Here is a 19,318-nt window from a genome sequence, read left to right on the forward strand (position 1 = left end):
GGGCTGAACGCCGCCTTTGCAGACCCGGCTCTGACGTTGCCGCGCCCGCAGAGCAGGCGCACACTCGAATGTGACACCTACCGAGGAACGGCCATGAAGACGCCTGCCCTGTTGCTCACCGCCATCGTCGCGCTGGCGACCGCCGTGCCCGGCATGGCACGCCAGAAGAACGTCACCGACCCCGACATTCCGCGCAGCCTGCCGGCCGAAGGGGGCGCTGTCAGCGTGAGCTGGACTGATCCCGCCGGGTTCAGCGAAATCAAGTACAGCGGCAACCGCTGGGAAGCCGAACGCGGCAGCTGGGTCACCGACCTGGCGAAGTACCTCCGCGATGAGGCCGGCCAACAGCTTGCCCGCGGCCAGACCCTGGACATCGTGATCACCGACATCGACCGTGCGGGCCGTTACGAGCCGACGGTGCGCCCCGGGATGGACGACATCCGCATCGTGAAGGACCTCTACCCCCCGCGCATGACGCTGAACTTCACCCTGAAAGGGGCAGACGGCCAGGTCGTGGCTGAGGGCGAACGCAAACTGGTCGATCATGGGTTCCTGATGGGCCCCAATCTCAACAACAACGACAACCTGCGCTACGAGAAGCGCCTGATCGACGATTGGCTGCGCAAGGAGTTCCGGAACGGCCAGGCCGTCACTTCCACGCCCTGACCCCGCACCATCGCATGTGGCCCCCGCATCGATCCGGTGCGGGGCCTTTCGGTTTCAGCCTTCCGGTTCGTGCGGGTACACGGCTGCCACATTGCATTGCACGCGCATACCCATGCGCGCCGACCGCCGCGGATCATCGGCGAACGCGAGCGCCGGATCCCCGGCATCGAAAAGGCTGCCACCACCGCTGTCCTGGGCGATCACGCGATCACCGGGATTACCGCAGATCAGGCCGATGCCCACGCCGGACCGGAAGACGATGGCCGGCGCCGAATCCAGATCGGGACACGTCTGCGCCAGCTCCACGCGGTAGTAGCGATGACCGCCGGAGCGGCGTGGCGAGAGTTCCACCAGCATGCCCTTGCTGTCCTCCGACCATGCACGCAGGTAGCGCGGGTTGAAACAGAAACTTGGCGAGCCCGCGAAACCCTTGCGCTGCGGTGCACGCACCTGCACGGTCTCCAGCGTCTTAACTTCGTCGTCCGCACGCCGGATGGACGCCTCGCGTGCCATCGCGGCGTAGGCACGCGCATCGATCCGCTCCACCCCGGCCACGGCACAGACCGAAGCACCAATGCGGACGAACTCGTCACCCGCACCACAGACCCAGCCCTCGTGGGCGAGCAGCACGGCGCTCGCTTCGCCTGCACCCGGGCAATCTCCGTCCAGCGTGATGCGGAAACGCTGGCCATCCTGTCCCTGCACCGCAAGCTGGCGGGACGAGGCCTGCCGCACTTCGGACATCTGGCGCGCATCGAGGCAGCCGGGGGCGGGCGGCACTCGCTGCGCCAGTGCAGGTATCGCCGCCATCAGGAGCAGCAGCGCCCACCCGGCCCGTGAACAAGACAAGCGCATCCGTGCCTACCTCCCTGAAACCGATCCGGATGGTAACCCAGGCTTGCAGCATGGCGATCGCGGCACCATATCGGGGCCATCTTCCCGCGGAGTGCCCATCATGACGACCTTCGACCTGTCGCCCCCCACCGACGCGCAACGCGAGCGCCTGATAGCGGACCTGAGCGACGAGGAGCGCCGCGTGCTGCTGAACCATGGGACGGAGGCGCCGTTCTGCGGCGTCTTCCTCGACAACAAGCAGGACGGCGTCTACACCTGTCGGCTGTGCGGGCTGCCGCTGTTCCGCTCCAGCGCGAAGTTCGACTCCGGCACCGGCTGGCCGAGCTTCTTCCAGCCCGTGGACGAAGCGCATGTCGGCCGTATCCGCGACAGCAGCTACGGCATGGTCCGTACCGAGATCGTCTGCGCGCGCTGCCACAGCCACCTGGGCCACGTGTTTCCCGATGGTCCGCCGCCGACCGGCGAGCGCCACTGCCTGAATTCGGCCTCGCTGGCGTTCACGCCCAATGGCGAAGCGTTGCCCGACCTGCTCCAGCGTGGTGGCGCGGAAGCGCAGCCCGCCGGCTAGCCGCCCGCTGCTGTCACAAGACCGGCACATGACGGCGGTAGCCTGACCGTCACCCAACCGTCTCCCGGCTGCCGCACGGGTGCAACACATGCCGCTGCCCGCCGATCCCGAAGCGCCTGCGTCGCCCTTTGCCGGACTGCCCGCCGCACTCTGGCTCTATCGTTTCGATGCCGAAGGCCGGGCACGGATACTGAATGCGGCGAAGTGCGGGCCCGACGCGCTGGATGCCTTCGCGGATGGCTGGCACTGGCTGCACCTGGACCTGAGCGACGCACGCAGCGCGCAGGTGGTCGCGATGCTGCCGATCCCGGACGACGCGCGCACCGCATTGGTGTCGCCCGATACCCACGTCAACCTGCAACTGGAAGACGATGCCGCGCACGGCGTATTCGTCGACTGGGTGCACCAGCGAGGCGTCGATCTCGCGGTCGAGGGCCAGCTGCGTGGCGACGATGGCATCGGCTGGCTGCACTTCGCCGCGACGCCGGGCCTGCTCGTCACCGCACGGCGGCAGGCACTGCGCTCGGTCGAGGCGGCACGCCGCGGCATGGCGGGCGGCATGCGCGCCGGTTCCCCGGTGCGCTTGCTGGAAGTGATCGCCGACCATTTCGCCGACACGGTGGAGCGCAGCAGCGACAGCCTTTCCGTGCGACTGGACCGGATCGAGGACCGCGTGCTGGCCGACAGCATCGGCGAAGAACGCCGCGACCTGGCGCAGCTGCGCCACCAGACGGTCCGCCTGCACCGCCCGCTCACCGCCATGCGGCGCGTGCTCAAGCAGTTCGAGCAGCGCCACCCCGCCGACGCCGAACACGAACTTCTGCCCGCCGTCTCGCGCCTCAACCAGCGCTTCGACGACCTCGATGGCGATGTAGGCACGCTGCAGGAACGCGCGCGCCTGCTGCAGGATGAAGTGGCCGCGAAGCTGGCCGAACGCACCAACCGCCATCTCTACGTGCTCTCGATGATCACGGCCTTGCTGCTGCCGCCCAGTCTGGTGGCCGGTATCTTCGGCATGAACCTGCCCGGTCTGCCGTTCGCGCACGGGACGCATGGCCTGGTGTTCGCGCTGCTGCTGGGCGCGGCCTCCAGCGTGGCGGTCTATCTGATGTTGCGGCGCATGGGCGTGGCGCGGTCGACCTGAGCACGCGCGGGAGGACCCGAAGCCCCGACACGCACGCCACCCGACACGATGAAGCATGTCCGGCACGCGCCGCATCGATGGGCAGAGCTCACCGGCGCCCACGTTTCTGCGGTCGGGGCTGAAGCCCCTCCTGCACGGGTATCCTAGCGGCCTGATGACGCTGCCTTTCCGTACCGCCACCCGCTATGTCACCCCGCTGCGCGAAGGCGGCTCGATGCCGGCCGTGGTCGAGGCCGACGACGACGGCCTTTATGTGCTCAAGTTCCGCGGTGCCGGCCAGGGACCCAAGGCGCTGGTGGCCGAACTGATCGCCGGCGGCCTGGCGAAAGCGCTGCAGTTGCCGATGCCGGACCTGGCACTGATGGAACTGGATGCCGACCTGGCGCGCACCGAAGGCGACCCGGAAATACAGGACCTGATCAAGGCCAGCGCCGGGCTCAACCTGGCCATGGACTACCTGCCCGGCGCGGTGAATTTCGATCCCGTGGCCGAACAACCGGATGCGGACCTCGCCTCGCGGATCGTGTGGTTCGATGCCTTCATCAGCAACGTGGACCGCACCGCACGCAACACCAACCTGCTGATGTGGCACCGGCGGCTGTACCTGATCGACCACGGGGCGTCGCTGTACTTCCATCATGGCTGGGACGGCGACGTGTCCGGCGCCGGCAAGCCGTTCCCGCTGATCCGCGACCACGTGCTGCTGCGCTGGGCCTCGCGCCTGGCGGACATCGATGCGGCCATGGCGGCGCACCTGCCGGATGCCGTGATGGCGGGAATCGTTGCCGAGGTCCCCGACGCCTGGCTGCAGGGACCGGACAGCTTCGGCGATCCGCCGGCACAGCGCGCGGCCTACACCGACTACCTGATCCGACGCCTGACACAGCGGGACGCGTTCGTGCAGGGGGCGATCCATGCGCGCGCATGACACCTACGACTATGCGGTGATCCGCGTGGTACCGCGCGTGGAACGCGAAGAGTTCGTCAACGTCGGCGTCATCCTGTCGTGCGAACGCGCGGGATTCCTGGAAGCGCGCATCGAACTGGACGAAGCCCGCCTGCAGGCCCTCGACGCCACGCTGGACATCGAGTCGCTGCGCCGCCACCTGGACACCATCCCGGCCATCTGCCGCGGCGGCGAAGCGGCTGCGCCGATCGGGCTGCTGCCGCCGCGCGCCCGCTTCCACTGGCTCACGGCGAAGCGGAGTTCGATCATCCAGACCTCGTCCGTGCACATGGGCCGTTGCGGCGATCTTCCCGCAACGCTGGAGCACCTGATGGATCGCATGGTGCGGCCACCGAAAGCAACTGCGCCGCGATGAGCGTCTACGTGGATGACGCCGTCACCCTGTGGCGCGGCCGTCGCTGGGCACACATGATGGCCGACACGCTGGAAGAGCTGCATGCGATGGCGGAACGGTTGGGTATGCCGCCCCGCGCCTTCCAGGACAAGCGCAGCGGGGCGCACTACGACCTGACCGAAGAACTGCGCCAAGAAGCATTGCGGCTCGGCGCCATTGCCATTTCCCGCCACCGCGACCGCGAACAGGTCCGCGCGATCATCCGTCTCGCGCGTTCGCAATGGAGCGGCGCGGCAGACGGCGAACGCTCCCTGTAGGAGGGGCTTCAGCCCCGACCGCACCCCTGCTGGGGCCGACGCCATGAAGGCGCCGGAGAAGCCCGGCCCCGCGATCTGCGTCAGAGCTGTTGCGCCTTGCCGCTGCGGATGGCGTCGTCCAACAGGCGCTTCACTTCACGCTGCATCTGTTCCGTGGCGGCCACCTGCCTGCGGCTCAGCGCTTCCTGCTGCCGTGCGAGCGGCTCCTGCTGCCGCGAAAGGACTTCCTGCTGGCGCGCCAGCGCTTCCTGCTCCTGTGCGAGCGCGTCCAGGCGGCGGTCGATCTCCGCATCGCTGGCACGGCTGCCCTGCAGCGCAGCCGACGCGCGTTCGGTGGCGATGGCGGCCATCTTCACCCCCAGTTCGCCCTGCTTCACGCCCAGGTCCCCCTGGCGCTCGCCGAGCGCACCCTGCTGTTCGCCGAGCTTGCCCTGTTGTGCACCCAACGCCTCGACCGGCGCATGCGCGGCCTTCACGCGCTGCACGGTGGCGGCATCGCGCAGGATGTATTGCTTGCCGTCCTCGCGTATCCACAACACCGGCGCCTTGCCCTGCTGCAATGTCCTGGCGATGCGGATGTCGTCGCTGTGCCCGGCCATGGTCACCTCGTTGTCCTGGATCAGCACGTAGGCGTCGCCATCGCGTGCGCCGCCGATGCTCCATGTGCCACGCATCGGGGGCGGTGCGGGCGGAGTGGGCGCCGCCGGTGCGCGCACGCGGGGCGCCGCAGGGGGTGCCGGCGGTGCCGGCATGTCGCCCGCTGCCGCGACCACGACGGCACGCGGGGCAGCCACGGGCGTCGGCGCGGCTACCGGATCGGCCTGCGCGGCGATCACGGGTGCCGCGACGGGCGTCGCTGCCACCGGCACTGCGGTGGCCACCGGCGTGACCGGGGTGCTGCTGGCGATCACGCGATAGGGCACCACGCCCAGCAGCACGATGCCGACGGTGACGGCCAGGGCGCTGGTGCGCAGGGGGGAAGCAGTGTGCTGCAGCATGAGCAGTCTCCTCTTGAGGATGCGGAATGTGGGGGAGGCGCCGGCCAACGCCGGCGAGGGAGCGGTGGAAACGCCCAGCTTCACCAGCAGGCGCCCGTAATCGCGGGGAGCGTGGCGCTCGTCCGCGAGCACGGCGGCATCGCAGGCGACTTCACGCGCCAGGCTGTATTCGCGTGCCGCGAAGTGGGCGACGGGGTGGAAGAAGAACAGGTGCTGCGCCAGTGCCGGCATCCACGCCCACCACAGGTCGCGACGCTGCAGATGGGCCAGTTCGTGATGCAGCGACATGCGCAGGTCGTCAGCATTCATGCGGGCCAACGCGGCGGCAGGCAGCATCAGGACCGGTCGCCACGGCCGCGCGAGTTGCGGCGAATCGATGTCGTCGCTGACCTGCAACACCGGCAAGGCCCGGATGCCGAGATGGCGACCCAGCGCGTGGTATTCCTCGCGCGCCTGGCGATCCCGGCACGGCCGAGCGCGCGCGATCTGCCGCCGCAGTTGCCACGCCTGGCGCACCGTGTTGGCCAGCATCACCGCCACGCCGGCCAGCCATGCGATCAGCAACAGCACGCCGGCATCGAGGGATGCCTCCTGCGCGAACGCCGCCGAAGGCACGACGGGCTCCGTCGCGCCCGCCGCGGCGAACGCAGGTAAGGCCTCCCCAGACGCGACCATCGCCACCTGCGCCGTGGCGGGCTCCGCCGGCAACAACGGCAGTGCGACGGGAGCGTGCCACACCAGTCCGACCACCATCTGCGCGGCCACCAGCCACCATAGCCAGGCCCGCGTGCGCGCATCCAGGCGCGGCAGGTAGCGGCACAGCGCCCAGACCAGGGCTGCGAGCAACAGCGACTGCATGCCGACGCCGAGCAAGCGGGAAAGCAGGTTGTCCGCCAAAGCGACGAGATCCATGTCAGCCCTCCTTACGCCGGGATTGCAGGCTGGCGACCATCGCTTCCAGCTCCGCCAGTTCGTCGTCGCTCACCTCGGTGCGTTGGGACATCCACGCCACCCACGGCGACAGCGAGCCCTGCAGCGTCTTCTCGACGAAACTGCCGACCGCATGCCGCATCACTTCATTGGACTGCGCGACCGGCGCGTACCGGTACACGCCCTCCACCTGGCGGCGCCGCAGGTAGGCCTTGGCGCGCAGGCGCTCCATCATCGTGAGCACCGTGGAGCGGGCCAGACCGCGGGCTTCGCCGAACGCGGCCGCCACTTCGCCCACGCTGGCCTCGCCGTGGTCGGACAGGTGTTGCAGCAGCGCCAGTTCCTGGTCGCCGATGGACTTGCGGGCCTTGCCGGGCATGGGATCGCCTTGTGACTACAGTTGTCGTCAACATGCCCGTGACGACAACTGTAGTCAACCCTGCCGAAGGTCATTCCCGCGCATCGGCCGACGGGCGGTCGCGGCTCAAGAAACCGGTGGTCAGGCCGATCCTTGGACAACCCCACCGTGTGTGCGCTCGCCATGCTGATCATCGTCGGCTTCATCATCGTCACCCTGAGCGTGATCGGCGGCTACCTCGGCTCGCACGGCAAGCTGGGCGCGCTGTGGCAGCCATTCGAGCTGGTCATCATCGGCGGCGCGGCACTGGGCGCTTTCATGGCCAGCAACCCGACCAAGGTGGTCAAGGGCACGCTGGCCGCCTCGCTGTCGGTGTTCAAGGGCGCGAAGTACAAGTCGGCCGACTACCTGGACGTGCTGACGCTGATCCACGAGATGCTCAACAAGGCGCGCCGCGACGGCTTCATGTCGCTGGAAGAGCACATCGAGAATCCGACCAACAGCCCGCTGTTCCAGAAGTATCCGAAGATCCTCGCCGACCACCACCTGCTCGACTTCCTGACCGAATGCCTGCGCCTGATGGTCGGCAGCAACATCGAGCCGCACGAACTGGAACCGCTGCTCGAACTGGAACTGGAGAAGCACCACCACGAAGCGATGGCACCGGCGCACGCGCTGCAGAAAGTGTCCGACGGCCTCCCCGGCTTCGGTATCGTGGCGGCGGTGCTGGGCATCATCGTGACGATGGGCTCGATCGGCGGCGACATCGCTGCGGTGGGCGCGCATGTCGCCGCGGCGCTGGTCGGCACGTTCCTCGGCATCCTGCTGGCCTACGGCTTCGTCTCGCCGCTGGCCGCCGCCATCGAGGCGCAGGTCGAGCAGGACAGCCGCATGTACGAATCGGTGAAGACCGCCCTGCTCGCCTGCCTGCGCGGCTACAACCCGGCGGTGGCGCTGGAGTTCGCCCGCAAGACGCTGCCCTCCGACGTGCGCCCGCCGTTCGTCCAGTTCGAAGCGCACCTCAAGGCCAACAAGTAAGCCGCGACGATGAGCGAGCAGCGCCCCACCATCATCGTACGCCGGGTCAAGAAGGTCGCCGGCGGCGGCCATCACGGCGGCTCGTGGAAAGTCGCCTACGCGGATTTCGTGACCGCGATGATGGCGTTCTTCCTGGTGATGTGGCTGATGGGTGCCACCACCAACAAGGAACGCGCGGCGATCTCCGAGTACTTCCGCAACCCGAGTCCGCTGAGCGGCAAGAGCTTCTCGCCCGCGCCCGGCCCCGCCGGTCCCGGTGGCGCCAGCAATTCGATGATCAAGCTGGGCGGCACGATGGACATACCGCGTGGCGACGCCAACGATCCTTTCAGCAAGCCTTCGGCCGATGCGCAGAAAGCGGAGGTCGAGGCACAGCAGAAGGCACAGGAACAGAAGCGCCTGGAGACGCTGATGCAGGCGCTGGAGGAAGCCATCGGCAAGAGCCAGGCGCTGGAGCCGTTCAAGGACCAGTTGCTGCTCGATCTGACGCCGGAAGGGCTGCGCATCCAGATCGTCGACCAGCAGAACCGGCCGATGTTCGACCTCGGCGGCACCACGCTGAAGTCCTACACGCAGACGATCCTGGGCGAACTGGCGGGCTTCATCAACCAGGTTCCCAACCGCGTCAGCATCACCGGCCACACCGACACCACGCAGTACGCGTCAAATCGCGGCTACACCAACTGGGAGCTCAGCGCCGAGCGTGCCAATGCGGCGCGACGCGCGCTGGTGGCCGGTGGCATGCACGAGGACAAGGTCTCGCGCGTGGTGGGCCTGTCGTCGTCGGTGCTTTTCGACAAGCAGGATCCGCAGAACCCGATCAATCGCCGCATCAGCATCGTGGTGATGACAAAGGCAGCGGAAGAGGCGATGCAGGGCGGCGGCGGAATGCTGACACCCGGCTCCCCTTTGCCGGATGCCGATACCGCGATGCCGGAAGCCACGGCCAGCATCACCTCTCCACACGCCCCTTCGCCTGCAACGTCCGTCGCCGTCGCGTCCACGCCTTCGACGGCCGCAGTGCCTGTACGGAGCGCATCCGCGCATCCCTGACCGCGCTCAGCCGGCTTCGTGGCCACCCGGTTCCGGCGCGCGCGGGGAGTGCAGCGACTGCAGCACGTCATCCGCCACCGTGCGCAGGTGCAGGTCCTGCTGCGGGAAGGGAATCTCGATGCCGGCCGCATCCAGCGCCGCATGCAGCCGGGTCATCAACTCGCTGCGGAGGGCCGACCAGTTGTCGAAGTCGTGCGTCCATGCCCGGATCGCGAAATCCAGCGAACTGGCACCGAATCCGGTGAACAGCACGGCCGGGGCGGGATCGTCCGCGATGCCCTGCGTCGCGCGCGTGGTTTCCTGCAACAGCTGCATCACCCGCGTGACATCCGTTCCATAGGCGACGCCCAGGTCGATGTCGATCCGGCGGGTGGGATCGTTCAATGTCCAGTTGGTGAGCTTGTCGGACAGCAGCATGCCGTTGGGCACCACCACGTCGGCCCCATCGAAGGTGCGCACCGTGGTCGCGCGCATGCCGATGTTGCGCACCCGGCCCGCCGTGCCGCTGATGTCCACCACGTCGCCCGGCTGTACCGGGCGCTCGAACATCAGGATCAGGCCGGAGACGAAGTTCTTCACCACGTCCTGCAGGCCCAGGCCGATGCCCACGCCGAGCGCGCCGAACAGGAACGCCAGCTGGCCCAGCTTGAAACCGGCCGCCGAGAGCGCCGCCAGCAGGCCGAGCAGCAGCAGCGCGTAGTAGCTCAGCGAAGCCACGCTGTTATCCACCCCGCGCGGCAACGACATGCGCGGCAGCACTTCTTCCCGCAGCAGGGCGCGCAGCGTCTTCGCGGTCCAGACCGCCAGCACCACGCCGATGCAGAACACGAGGATGTGGCCGAGGCTGATCGACAGCTCGCCGTACTCGAACCGGTGCGTCACGATCGCCTTCGTGACGTCGTATACCGGCCGGAAGATGCGGAAGCGGTTCATCGTGTAGACGATCCAGCCGATCACCGCCGCCACGCGCGCCCACCTTGCCAGCGATTCCAGCACGTTGCCGCCATGCCGGCGCATCAGCCACAGGCGCCTGACCTCGCGGCGCGTGCCCAGCCGGCGCAGCAAGGTCTCGAACACCGTGACCGCCGCGTACAGCACCAGGGCGAAGTAGCCACTCTCGATGATTCCCGAAGCCAGCATTTCCGCCAGCGACACATTGCCCAGCACGTTGGCGCCGATCGATACGACCAGCACCACCACGCCAACCCAGGCCAGCGCATGCACCAGCCTGCCCGCCGGTCCCGCCACCCCCGCGAACTGCTGCCTGCGGGAACGCCACAGCAGCCATCCCGTCGCCACCAGCGCCAATGCCGCCAGCGCCAGGTAGTACATGCGGTAGAGATAGTCGCTGGCCATCAGCAGCACGGCCAGCCGCTGCAACAGATAGAACCCGGTGGCCAGATACGGCCATGGGCCGAGCAGGCGGCGTCCCTGCTGCGGCATCAGGCGCAGCACCGGCACCAGGGCGACGAGCATGGCGATCTGGTGCAGGAACATCGGGGCGTTAGGCTCCAGCAGCAGCGTGCCGATCATCGAGAGCAGCAGCCAGGTGGAGAATGGCCGGCGGATCACGCGCGACTCGGCATCGGTCGCTACCGTTGCGGTCGGGTCCATCCCGCTGCGCCGATGGCGCCACGCCACCCACAGCAGCACGACCAGCAACAGCACCTGCAGTATGTGCAGCAGCCGCTGGTTGCCCACGTCCGCCGCCGCGTACTGGGCGACGAAGCTGTTTTCCGACTGGAGCTCGCGCGTGAGCTTGTCCGTCACGTCCTGGCGCAGCGTCGTGGTGCCGTGCACGCGCCACAACGGAGGCGCATCCAGCCGCAGCAGCCGACGGTCGGAATACGCAATGGCCTCTTCCACCGACCGCTGCCCGGACTGGATGCGCGCAGCAAGCAGATTGGCGCGACGGCCGAGTCCGATCTGTTCGGCGAGCGGCGATGAAAGCGCCTGTTCGGCCTGCTGCAGGCGGGCGGCGACCGCGTCGACGCGCAGGCGCAGGGCTTCAGGCGTGCTCCCGGACGTCATCGCCTCGCGCGTGAGGTCCCAGTCCGCGCGGCGCAGGGCGAGTTCCGCGGCATCCTGCGCGTAGGGCCCGACCAGCGCCTGCATGTCGGCGCGCCAGCGCGCGTATTGCCGTGCATCGAACTTCCAGTGGCGCTCCATGCTTTCCAGCCGCACCACCGGCAGGGTGCGCAGCTCGCCGTAACGGAACAGGCGCGCCTTCTGGTCCACGGATTGCTCGATCGTCGCCAACCGTGGCACCAGCCTGCCCGAGGAGTCCGCGTTGGCTGCACGCAGCGCCACCTCTTCCGCGTAACGTTCGTCGGCATCGGCGCGCCCCGGGATATCGGCCAGTGCGATGGCCTCCGGCGCCTTGGGCTTGGCAGGTGTCAGCAACGTGGTTGCATCCTGCGCCAGCACGAGTGCCGGCAGCAGGTAGAACAAGCAGGCCAGCAAGAGGCGCATCACGGGCATGATCGCTCCAGGCAACATGGCATTCGCTTCAAGGGGAACCGGTCCGACAGCCGGCAACGACGCAGTCTAACCCGGGTACTGCGGGGACCATGGACAACCATGGATCAGAAGGCGTCGCTGCCCGGTCGTATCTCGACGCCCATCACCGCGGCCAGCTGCTGCATGCCTTCGTCGTCGCGGCGCAGTGCCATCCAGCCCGCATACGCATCCCCGCCGGTGTTCCAGTTCCACAGGGTGTAGCCGTGTTCCCGCAGGCGGTCGTGGGCGATGGCCATGAGTGCGGGCACGTCGGTATCGTCCAGGAAGTCCTCATCGCTGGTATCGCCGCCCCAGTCGATCTCGATGGCGTAACGCGCGGCGAGCTGGTTGACGCAGTCGATGAAGGACTCCGCGTCTTTCCAGTCCACGTAGAAACCGGAGGTCCAGTCGATGGCGTCCTTCAGCGTCCACACCACCTGGTCGGGTTCGACGCCTTCGTCGCCGCCCGCTTCGCGGTAGGCCGCGAACTGTCGCAATGCGGTTTCTTCGTCGCCCGGGTTGATCAGGACCAGCAGGTTCCACACCAGTGCTTCGGTGTCGTCCAGGTCCATGTCGTCCTCGTCATCGAAGGCATGGCGGAAGTTGTCGTCGGGGTCGAATTCGTGGTCGGGCGATGACATCGGCGTCGCAGGGAGGAGGCGGGTGCACAGCATGCCGCGCCGGCAGCGCCCGGGGAAGCCATGCCGCGTCCTGCAGGACATTAAGGCCGCGTGATGCATCCAGTCGGGTGAGCGCGTCGTAAGGAACTGCGTGTCCGCAGCGCGGGACACCTCTTCCCACTCCTGGAGCACACCATGAAGTACACCTTCCTGTCCGTCGCCCTGACGGCCGCCCTCGCCGCCACGGCTTGTTCGCCGAAGACCGCCGATGCCGAGGCAGGTGCCGCGCCGATGCCGGTACCCGAAGCCACTGCGGACGTGACGGCCGATGCAGCCATGCCCGCCGAACAGAACGATGTGGTGGATATCGCCATCGGCTCGCCCGACCACACCACGCTGGTGAGCGCAGTGCAGGCAGCGGGCCTGGTCGATACGCTGAAGGGCGCGGGTCCGTTCACGGTCTTCGCCCCCGTCAATGCCGCCTTCGACGCGCTGCCCGCCGGCACCGTCGACACCTTGTTGAAGCCCGAAAGCAAGGGCGACCTGACCGCCGTGCTGACCTACCACGTGGTGGCCGGCAATGTGGATGCGGCCACGCTGACGCAGCAGATCGAAGCGGGCGGCGGCACCGCTACGCTCAAGACCGTGCAAGGCGGCGAACTGAAGGCGCAGCTGGCCGACGGCGGCGTCACCCTCACCGATGCGAAAGGCAACACGGCCAAGGTCACGGCCGCCGATCTGAAAGCGACCAACGGTGTGATCCACGTGGTCGACAAGGTGCTGATGCCGTAATTCCTCGACGGCAGCACCGCCGGGGCGGTCGTGGTGGGCCGCCCCGGCGTTTTTTGTCACCGCCACCGCCAGGGTCTATCGTGGCGGGGCCGGTCCGCACGCCGGCCTGCCGGGGAGGCCGTGCCATGTTCAACCCCCGTCCCGTGGTGCAGCAGCTGGCCATCGGCCATGGCCATGCCTGCGTGATCGTCGACGATGCGTTGCTCGCGCCGGATCGCCTGCCCGCCTATGCAGAGGCCTACCGCGAGGATTTCCAGCCGGCGCCCGCGTCGGTCTTTCCCGGCGTCCATTTGCGCATGCCGGAAGAATTCATCCATCTGCTGCATGACGTGTTCCGCGAGCATGCGCGCCGCACGATGGGCGCCCGGCGCGTGCTGTTCAGCGCGGGCCGGCTGTCGTTGCTGACGTCGCCGCCGGCCACGCTTGCCCCCGCGCACTGGACCCCCGGGCGCACGCGTGCGTTCGAGGCGGACCAGTGCATCGCCATGGCCGAACTGTTCCTCTTCCAGGACCCCGGCCTGGGTGGCCTGCAGTTTTTCCTGCCCCGCGTCTCGCCGCAGCAGGTGGAACAGATGGAACACGATGCCGACGCGCTGCCGCCGGAGGAGTTCTCTCGGCGTTACGCCCTGCCAGCGGGGTATCCGGACGGTTCGAATGCCTGGTTCACCCGCGTGCTCAGCGTGCCCGCGAAATGGAACCGGCTGGTCTTCCATGATGGTGCGGCGTTCCATGCTCCGGCCGTCCCGCATCCCGAGCGGCTGTGCGCGGACCCGCGATCCGGGCGGCTGACCCTGCAGGCCACGCTCACCTGCAGCCGCAACCGCGTGGCCTGGTGAGCGGCGCGCTTCGGTTATCCTTCCGCCTCCCATCCCGCACGACGCATTCCCATGTCCGACACGCCCCCCGACCACCTGGCCTCCGACCCGCGCAGCCCGTTCTACAACGCAGAGGCGATGGATCGTGGTGTTGGCATCCGCTTCAACGGCGTGGAGCGCGACAACGTGGAGGAGTACTGCATCAGCGAAGGCTGGGTGCGCGTGCCCGTGGGCAAGTCGAAGGACCGCCGCGGCAACCCGATGACGATGAAGGTCAAGGGCACCGTGGAAGCATGGTTCCGTTCGCCCGCCGGCGAATGAACGCCGCGGTGCCGCCACGCGCGGCATGAACGTCGCCGGTCGGCGCACCGTGGCACAATCCCGGCCTGCATGGCACGCCGGGAGGGCGCATGAAGTTCCTGTTGATGGTCTACACGGATGACCAGTTGCTCGATGCGCTGCCCGCCGGCGCGTTCGACCAGATGATGCATGGCTGCATCACCCACGCCGACGAACTGAAGGCGCAGGGCACCCTGGTGGATTCGCAGCAGCTTGAACACGGCAGCACCGCGCGCACGGTGCGGGTACGCAACGGCAAGACCAGCATCGTCGACGGCCCGTTCGCCGAGACGAAGGAGATCCTGGGCGGCTACAACCTCATCGAGGCCGACAGCATCGACGAAGCGGTGAAGATCGCGCAGGAATTCCCGTGGATCGGCACCGGCAGCATCGAGGTGCGGCCGGTGCGCGACTTTGACGCGGTGCGCCGGCGCGTGGGCGCCTGACCCGCGCCTACTTCGCCTTCGCGCCGCCCAGGTGGCGCGAAAGGAAGTCCAGCAACCTCGTGTAGTAGGTACGCTGGTTGGCTTCGGCGTAGAAGCCGTGGCCTTCGGTACGCACGTACAGGGTTTCCACCGGCACCCCAGCAGCCTTGAGCGCTTTCTCCATGCGTTCGCTGTGGGCCTGCGGCGCGATTTCGTCCTTGCCGCCCGCCGCCAGGAAGACCGGCACCCGGATGCGCGACGCCAGCGCGGTGGGTGAGACGTCCACCAGACGCGCACGATCGTCACCCACCCAGTCGTCCATGTAGGTGCCCATCCAGCGCGCGCTGCGGGACTTCTGCTTGTGCATCAGCTCCAGGTCGTAGACGCCGACATAGCCGGCGGCGCAGCGGTAGAGGTCCGGCTCTTTCGCCGCGCCCATCAGGGCCGCGTAACCGCCGTAGCTGGCGCCATACAGGCAGATGCGTTGCGGGTCGGCGATCTTCTGTTCGATCGCCCACCGCGTGGCGTCGGTGACGTCGTCCTGCATGGTGCGCCCCCACTGCCGCGCGCCGGCCTGCTGGAACGCACTGCCGTAGTTGCCGGAGCCGCGGTAGTTCAATCGCAGCACCGCGTAGCCCGCACGCGCCAGCATCTCCGCCTCGTCGTTGAACTCCCATCCGTCGAAGACGCCGAACGGGCCGCCGTGCGGCATCACCACCATCGGCAGCGGTGCGGCGTGCTGCCCGCGCGGCCGGGTGAGGTAGCCATGCAGGGCGAGTCCGTCGCGCGCCCGCAGCGTCACCAGTTCGCTGGGTGCGACCTTGGCGGGGTCCAGCCAGCTGCGCCGGCTGAAGACGAGGTCCGCCGAGTTGTTCGTCGTATCGAACAGGAAGAAATCGCCCGGACTGGTATCGCTCCACGCATGGACGATCTTCAGCCGGCCGTCGCGCGTGCCCGACGTGATCTCGATCGACGCGCCGGGGAACGAGCGCTCCAGCTTGCGGTACAGCCGCGCGGTGGTGGATTTCTCGTCGAAGAACGCGGTGCGCAGCTTCTCGTGCATGAAGAAACTGCCCACGGGCGTGCGGCCATCATCCGCATAGATAATGTCGTGCGGATCGACCACCGCGTCGCGCATCACCTGGGTGCGTCCCCCGCTGGTGGTATCCATCGCCACGATGGCATCCGGCCCCTGCGCCTGCTGTACCTGCAGGTAGGCCGTGCGCCCGTCGGTGGAGAGGCCGAGCGGCCACTCCACGTGCCCGCTCTTGCCTTCATCGTTCACCAGCGTCCACGGCGAATCATCGTCCGCCCGATGGTAGAGCTTGCTGATGTTGTCATCGCCGGATCCGATCGCGAAGCGCACCCGACGGGCGGGATCGACGACGAAGCGCGCGTTCCGCACGGGCGCTGTCGCCACCGTATCGAGATCGCCACTGAAGACATCGAGCATCTCCACGCGCGTGCTCGGGGAGGAGGTGTCCAATGCGTACATGCCCACCAGCACTTTGCGCGACTGATCCGGCAAGGTATCGATGAGATAGGCGGCACGCGGCTGCAGCTCCGTGCCCTCCAGCCCGTAGCGCGCGAAGATCTGCCGCCGCGCGCTGCCGTCGGCGTTGGTCGCGTACAGCTCGCCGGTCGCATACGGCTGGTCGCGCGAGCCGTACTTCTTCGCCACCGAGACGACGACGCGCTCGTCGCTGACCCACCACACGCCATTGATCACGCTGTCGCGGCCTGCGCTGACCTTGGACGTGACCTGCTTGTCGCTGCGCCGGATGACGGCCAGGATGGTCTGGTCCTCCAGCGGCACTGTCATCGCGTAGTACTCGCCCGTCGGCGAGATCTTCAGGGTCTCCAGCACGTCCTTTTTCAGGAACGGCTCAAGCTCGACCTGCGCGTGCGCCAGCGGCGCCAGCAGACATCCCAGCAGGATGCCCGCACTGCGTATTCCCCACTCCATGGACGCCTCCCGTGGCATCGCGTGTCCCCACGCGGATTAAAGCGCAGTGGCACGGTGGGGAACAAGCGCACGCGGTCACGCCATCGCGAAGCGGACCTCAACGCGCCAGCGCCGGCTCCTGCGGCCGTTCGATCGCGGGCGCCTGCACGAGCGAAGTGGCCTCCAGCCGCTGCTGGCCCGCCTGCAGCCACGCCTGTCCGGCCTCGCCCTGCAATCCATCGCGCGAGATGCGTTCGATCGCCGCACCATCGCCGCGCTTCGCCGCATCGAGCAACGACCCGACCATGTCGCCTGCACGGGCCGGCACTGCGGTGTCCGAACGGGTCCCCGGCACCGGGCCGATCTCGACGGGCTGCCACGCCAGTTCGCGCACCAGCGCTTCGTTGCGCGGCTGCGCATCCAGGCAGTCGATCCTGCACAGGGTTCCGGGCGCGAGTTCCTCCTGCATCCCGCGTGCGCCGGCCTTGTCGTACACCGAGGTGCGATAGAAGAACTGGTGCTCTTCGGAGCGATGGATGGCGTTGCGTGCCGGATCGGTCGGCTCTTCGCGCTTCTCCAGATAGGGCGTGTCGCTGAGTGCGTTGAGGTAATCGATCATCAGGTTGCCGCTGCGTATGCCGATGCCGTCCTGGGAGTAGCCGCCGCCGATGTCGCTGTGCGCACCCGCCACCGTGACGTTGAGGAAGCGCCCGCCATCGGTCACCCCGGGATCCATCACGCGCGTGGATTGGAACAGGTTGCGCCGCTCGTCGTCGGCCGTGATCTGGAAGCCGGACACCACGGACGGCGGCAGGCGGCGGTCGTGATCGCGCGGTTCACCCGTGCCGACCGGATCGAACAGGCCGACGGCCTGGATGACGGTGCCGGGTTCGCGCAACGGTGGGCCAATGTAATTGACGCGCAGGACGCGACCGTCTCCGTCACGCGTCACCTGCGCGCCCTCGGGATTCTTGATGCCACGCTCTTCGACTAACCGGGTGAAACCGGCCGCCTGTTCCGCGCCACGACTGAATCCGATGGCGGCGAGGCGGATGTCCGCGCCCGGATTCTCCTTCAACCAGGCAGCCGACTGCTTCACGAACTGAAGATACATATCCTCCATGCGTGCTTCGTATGTGTACCCGCTGACGAGATCGTAAGTACCGCTCAGCCCTCCCTGCGTCCCCGGCCCTTCCACGTAACCCTGGGCGATGGCGGGATCCCTCAGCGACTCGATCTGCCTGGCGATCCGCGCGACGTTGGTATGATTCTCCGGCGCATCCCTCATCATGCTGTTGCCGGTGCCGTCGAACGCGGCGATGAAAAGACGGTCGTCCGACCTGCCACTGTCGTGGAGAACGGGCGCGGATAACCCCGCGAGCTGCTCGCTGGCGTGTGGAAAGCTCGCTAGGTCCGATGCCGTCGCCGGTATCGTGCTGACGCCGTCAGGGTGCCGTTCTCCGCCCATGTCCTTCTCCTTGGACTACTGCCTCAGTAGGTCCTGCTCCACACGCGCACCAGATCGTTGCGATGACCGCTGTAGGGATTGCCGGCCACCTGCAGCGCTTTGGTGGGAATGAACGCACGCATGTATACCGTGATCGTGCGGTCCTCGACTTCCAGCACGATGTCGGGATCGGTGATCGAAACGTCCTCGCGTATGTCTTCGCGCGGCACCTGATGGACGATCTTCCTGTCGCTGAAGATTGCAGCGATATCGACGTCGGCTTCATGCGCCACCCCATCCTTCGACCGCCAACTCACGTGGGCGGGCGGCGGAAAATTCCGCCGCGCAATGTGTCCCGCGCTCAAGATCTGTTCCCGCGTCCCCCGATAGGACGCCAAAGGGGGGCTGACCTCATCGTCTGTGTCGACCCCATGGGTGAAGCCCGAATAAGTGATCCTGCAGCCGATGGTGTCGAAACAGTGCGCACCGAAATTGTGCTGCACGAACGTCAATGGCCAGTCGGCGACGGTGTTGTCGATCCTGCCCACGGTCTTTCCGTTGCCCGATTCCTGCGTCATCGCCATGCCCTGGCATCCTGCGGTTGAAATGATCATCGCCGATATCAGCGCCAGCGATGGCGCATGACCCGAAGAACGTCGATGGCGTGTTGGCTTCCTGCCCAGCATTCGTGCACCTCTCGCGTCATGCGTCGGCTCTTCTGTACTTCAGATGTGTCGCCTGCGCAAGCTTTCACATTCAAGTCAGCGCACCTCTCCACCTACATTCATGTACATCAATCCGCCGGCATCGCACCTTCGTCCATGTGCACGACTTCCCACAGGTGGCCGTCGAGGTCCTGGAAGCCGCGCTGGTACATGAAGCCGTAATCCTTGGCTTCCATCGGTTCGCCGCCGCCAGCGGCGAGCGCCCTGTCCACCATGCTGTCGACGGCGGTGCGGCTTTCGGCGGAGAGGCAGAGGATCACTTCAGTGTGCGTGCGCGAGTCGCAGATCGCCTTGCGCGTGAAGCCCTGGAAGAACGGCTCGACCAGCAGCATGACGTAGATGCTTTCGCTGATGACGACGCAGGCCGCGTTCTCGTCGGTGAACTGCGGGTTGTTTGCGTAGCCCAGCGCCCTGAAGAACGCCTTAGAGGCTTCCAGGTCGCGGACGGGCAGGTTGACGAAGATCTGGTGGCTCATGGCGATG

20 protein-coding genes and 1 pseudogene are annotated in these 19,318 nt (G+C 67.5%); 12 read left to right on the plus strand and 9 right to left on the minus strand.

Annotated features, from left to right (window positions below; translation table 11 throughout):
- The first annotated feature begins 93 nt into the window (after positions 1-93).
- Entirely contained in the window at positions 94-666 is a 573-nt protein-coding gene (locus tag OY559_RS18545) for a DUF3016 domain-containing protein (protein ID WP_277727767.1), read from the plus strand.
- Between the two features lie 54 nt (positions 667-720).
- Here OY559_RS18545 and OY559_RS18550 read toward each other — a convergent pair whose 3' ends face one another.
- Entirely contained in the window at positions 721-1,476 is a 756-nt protein-coding gene (locus tag OY559_RS18550; protein ID WP_277727768.1) for a hypothetical protein, read from the minus strand.
- Positions 1,477-1,621: 145 nt separating this feature from the next.
- Here OY559_RS18550 and msrB point away from each other — a divergent pair, with 145 nt between their 5' ends.
- The 5 genes from msrB to OY559_RS18575 all read left to right on the plus strand — a co-directional run bounded on the left by msrB (position 1,622) and on the right by OY559_RS18575 (position 4,851).
- Complete coding sequence (msrB, locus tag OY559_RS18555) at positions 1,622-2,089, plus strand: peptide-methionine (R)-S-oxide reductase MsrB (RefSeq protein WP_277727770.1); 468 nt, start codon at positions 1,622-1,624, stop codon at positions 2,087-2,089.
- Between the two features lie 88 nt (positions 2,090-2,177).
- Positions 2,178-3,233, plus strand: coding sequence for a CorA family divalent cation transporter (locus OY559_RS18560; protein WP_277727771.1), 1,056 nt, complete (start codon positions 2,178-2,180; stop codon positions 3,231-3,233).
- A gap of 154 nt (positions 3,234-3,387) precedes the next feature.
- Positions 3,388-4,161 (plus strand): HipA family kinase, encoded by a 774-nt coding sequence (locus OY559_RS18565; protein WP_277727772.1) that lies wholly within the window; start codon positions 3,388-3,390, stop codon positions 4,159-4,161.
- The gene (locus tag OY559_RS18570; protein WP_277727773.1) at positions 4,148-4,555 is read left to right on the plus strand and encodes a DUF3037 domain-containing protein; all 408 of its coding nucleotides are present in this window, start codon (positions 4,148-4,150) and stop codon (positions 4,553-4,555) included. Before OY559_RS18565 ends, OY559_RS18570 begins: the two co-directional genes overlap by 14 nt.
- Positions 4,552-4,851 carry a DUF4031 domain-containing protein gene (locus OY559_RS18575; RefSeq protein WP_277727774.1) on the plus strand — a complete coding sequence of 100 codons (300 nt, stop codon included), beginning with the start codon at positions 4,552-4,554 and terminating at the stop codon, positions 4,849-4,851. The genes OY559_RS18570 and OY559_RS18575 overlap by 4 nt, the downstream gene beginning before the upstream one ends.
- A gap of 80 nt (positions 4,852-4,931) precedes the next feature.
- On the opposite strand, the gene OY559_RS18580 is transcribed toward OY559_RS18575, so the two are convergent.
- Both OY559_RS18580 and OY559_RS18585 read right to left on the minus strand, forming a co-directional pair.
- Positions 4,932-6,761 carry a M56 family metallopeptidase gene (locus OY559_RS18580; RefSeq protein WP_277727775.1) on the minus strand — a complete coding sequence of 610 codons (1,830 nt, stop codon included), beginning with the start codon at positions 6,759-6,761 and terminating at the stop codon, positions 4,932-4,934.
- A gap of 1 nt (position 6,762) precedes the next feature.
- The gene (locus OY559_RS18585; RefSeq protein WP_277727776.1) at positions 6,763-7,158 is read right to left on the minus strand and encodes a BlaI/MecI/CopY family transcriptional regulator; all 396 of its coding nucleotides are present in this window, start codon (positions 7,156-7,158) and stop codon (positions 6,763-6,765) included.
- 162 nt (positions 7,159-7,320) lie between these two features.
- Here OY559_RS18585 and motA point away from each other — a divergent pair, with 162 nt between their 5' ends.
- Positions 7,321-8,175, plus strand: a complete 855-nt coding sequence (gene motA / locus OY559_RS18590) for a flagellar motor stator protein MotA (protein WP_277730061.1) — start codon at positions 7,321-7,323, stop codon at positions 8,173-8,175.
- 9 nt (positions 8,176-8,184) lie between these two features.
- Positions 8,185-9,225 (plus strand): annotated as a pseudogene (motB, locus tag OY559_RS18595) (flagellar motor protein MotB); the annotation flags it as partial.
- 9 nt (positions 9,226-9,234) lie between these two features.
- Here the strand turns inward: motB and OY559_RS18600 are convergent.
- Together OY559_RS18600 and OY559_RS18605 are read right to left on the minus strand one after the other, a co-directional pair.
- A complete protein-coding gene (locus OY559_RS18600) occupies positions 9,235-11,709 on the minus strand; it encodes a mechanosensitive ion channel family protein (protein ID WP_277727777.1) in 2,475 nt (824 codons plus the stop codon).
- Positions 11,710-11,813: 104 nt separating this feature from the next.
- Positions 11,814-12,368: a DUF6630 family protein gene (locus tag OY559_RS18605; protein WP_277727778.1), complete on the minus strand. Its 555-nt coding sequence runs from the start codon at positions 12,366-12,368 to the stop codon at positions 11,814-11,816.
- A 174-nt stretch (positions 12,369-12,542) separates the two neighbouring features.
- Between OY559_RS18605 and OY559_RS18610 the strand changes: the two genes are divergently transcribed.
- The 4 genes from OY559_RS18610 (at position 12,543) to OY559_RS18625 (ending at position 14,739) form a co-directional block, all read left to right on the plus strand.
- Positions 12,543-13,139, plus strand: a complete 597-nt coding sequence (locus OY559_RS18610) for a fasciclin domain-containing protein (protein WP_277727779.1) — start codon at positions 12,543-12,545, stop codon at positions 13,137-13,139.
- Positions 13,140-13,264: 125 nt separating this feature from the next.
- Positions 13,265-13,975, plus strand: a complete 711-nt coding sequence (locus OY559_RS18615; protein WP_277727780.1) for a DUF6445 family protein — start codon at positions 13,265-13,267, stop codon at positions 13,973-13,975.
- Positions 13,976-14,026: 51 nt separating this feature from the next.
- Positions 14,027-14,275, plus strand: a complete 249-nt coding sequence (locus OY559_RS18620) for a DUF3297 family protein (protein ID WP_142125999.1) — start codon at positions 14,027-14,029, stop codon at positions 14,273-14,275.
- 89 nt (positions 14,276-14,364) lie between these two features.
- Positions 14,365-14,739 (plus strand): YciI family protein, encoded by a 375-nt coding sequence (locus tag OY559_RS18625; protein WP_277727782.1) that lies wholly within the window; start codon positions 14,365-14,367, stop codon positions 14,737-14,739.
- Between the two features lie 7 nt (positions 14,740-14,746).
- Here the strand turns inward: OY559_RS18625 and OY559_RS18630 are convergent, their stop codons facing one another.
- The 4 genes from OY559_RS18630 to OY559_RS18645 all read right to left on the minus strand — a co-directional run bounded on the left by OY559_RS18630 (position 14,747) and on the right by OY559_RS18645 (position 19,311).
- Entirely contained in the window at positions 14,747-16,684 is a 1,938-nt protein-coding gene (locus OY559_RS18630; protein WP_277727783.1) for an alpha/beta hydrolase family protein, read from the minus strand.
- A gap of 97 nt (positions 16,685-16,781) precedes the next feature.
- A complete protein-coding gene (locus tag OY559_RS18635; RefSeq protein ID WP_277727784.1) occupies positions 16,782-18,131 on the minus strand; it encodes a T6SS phospholipase effector Tle1-like catalytic domain-containing protein in 1,350 nt (449 codons plus the stop codon).
- A 23-nt stretch (positions 18,132-18,154) separates the two neighbouring features.
- Positions 18,155-18,796 carry a hypothetical protein gene (locus tag OY559_RS18640; RefSeq protein ID WP_277727785.1) on the minus strand — a complete coding sequence of 214 codons (642 nt, stop codon included), beginning with the start codon at positions 18,794-18,796 and terminating at the stop codon, positions 18,155-18,157.
- Positions 18,797-18,903: 107 nt separating this feature from the next.
- Positions 18,904-19,311, minus strand: a complete 408-nt coding sequence (locus OY559_RS18645) for a VOC family protein (RefSeq protein WP_277727786.1) — start codon at positions 19,309-19,311, stop codon at positions 18,904-18,906.
- Between the last annotated feature and the right edge of the window lie 7 nt (positions 19,312-19,318).

The sequence above is a fragment of the Pseudoxanthomonas sp. SE1 genome (assembly GCF_029542205.1).
Lineage (GTDB): Bacteria > Pseudomonadota > Gammaproteobacteria > Xanthomonadales > Xanthomonadaceae > Pseudoxanthomonas_A.

Bases quoted from the DNA above. Each gene is read 5' to 3' on its own strand.
- OY559_RS18560 (WP_277727771.1), top strand. From the start codon at position 2,178: ATGCCGCTGCCCGCCGATCCCGAAGCGCCTGCGTCGCCCTTTGCCGGA.
- OY559_RS18575 (WP_277727774.1), top strand. From the start codon at position 4,552: ATGAGCGTCTACGTGGATGACGCCGTCACCCTGTGGCGCGGCCGTCGC.
- motA (WP_277730061.1), top strand. From the start codon at position 7,321: ATGCTGATCATCGTCGGCTTCATCATCGTCACCCTGAGCGTGATCGGC.
- OY559_RS18615 (WP_277727780.1), top strand. From the start codon at position 13,265: ATGTTCAACCCCCGTCCCGTGGTGCAGCAGCTGGCCATCGGCCATGGC.
- msrB (WP_277727770.1), top strand. From the start codon at position 1,622: ATGACGACCTTCGACCTGTCGCCCCCCACCGACGCGCAACGCGAGCGC.
- OY559_RS18645 (WP_277727786.1), bottom strand. From the start codon at position 19,311: ATGAGCCACCAGATCTTCGTCAACCTGCCCGTCCGCGACCTGGAAGCC.
- OY559_RS18635 (WP_277727784.1), bottom strand. From the start codon at position 18,131: ATGGGCGGAGAACGGCACCCTGACGGCGTCAGCACGATACCGGCGACG.
- OY559_RS18550 (WP_277727768.1), bottom strand. From the start codon at position 1,476: ATGGCGGCGATACCTGCACTGGCGCAGCGAGTGCCGCCCGCCCCCGGC.
- OY559_RS18585 (WP_277727776.1), bottom strand. From the start codon at position 7,158: ATGCCCGGCAAGGCCCGCAAGTCCATCGGCGACCAGGAACTGGCGCTG.
- OY559_RS18625 (WP_277727782.1), top strand. From the start codon at position 14,365: ATGAAGTTCCTGTTGATGGTCTACACGGATGACCAGTTGCTCGATGCG.
- OY559_RS18545 (WP_277727767.1), top strand. From the start codon at position 94: ATGAAGACGCCTGCCCTGTTGCTCACCGCCATCGTCGCGCTGGCGACC.
- OY559_RS18610 (WP_277727779.1), top strand. From the start codon at position 12,543: ATGAAGTACACCTTCCTGTCCGTCGCCCTGACGGCCGCCCTCGCCGCC.
- OY559_RS18565 (WP_277727772.1), top strand. From the start codon at position 3,388: ATGACGCTGCCTTTCCGTACCGCCACCCGCTATGTCACCCCGCTGCGC.
- OY559_RS18570 (WP_277727773.1), top strand. From the start codon at position 4,148: ATGCGCGCGCATGACACCTACGACTATGCGGTGATCCGCGTGGTACCG.
- OY559_RS18580 (WP_277727775.1), bottom strand. From the start codon at position 6,761: ATGGATCTCGTCGCTTTGGCGGACAACCTGCTTTCCCGCTTGCTCGGC.
- OY559_RS18600 (WP_277727777.1), bottom strand. From the start codon at position 11,709: ATGCCCGTGATGCGCCTCTTGCTGGCCTGCTTGTTCTACCTGCTGCCG.
- OY559_RS18640 (WP_277727785.1), bottom strand. From the start codon at position 18,796: ATGCTGGGCAGGAAGCCAACACGCCATCGACGTTCTTCGGGTCATGCG.
- OY559_RS18620 (WP_142125999.1), top strand. From the start codon at position 14,027: ATGTCCGACACGCCCCCCGACCACCTGGCCTCCGACCCGCGCAGCCCG.
- OY559_RS18605 (WP_277727778.1), bottom strand. From the start codon at position 12,368: ATGTCATCGCCCGACCACGAATTCGACCCCGACGACAACTTCCGCCAT.
- OY559_RS18630 (WP_277727783.1), bottom strand. From the start codon at position 16,684: ATGGAGTGGGGAATACGCAGTGCGGGCATCCTGCTGGGATGTCTGCTG.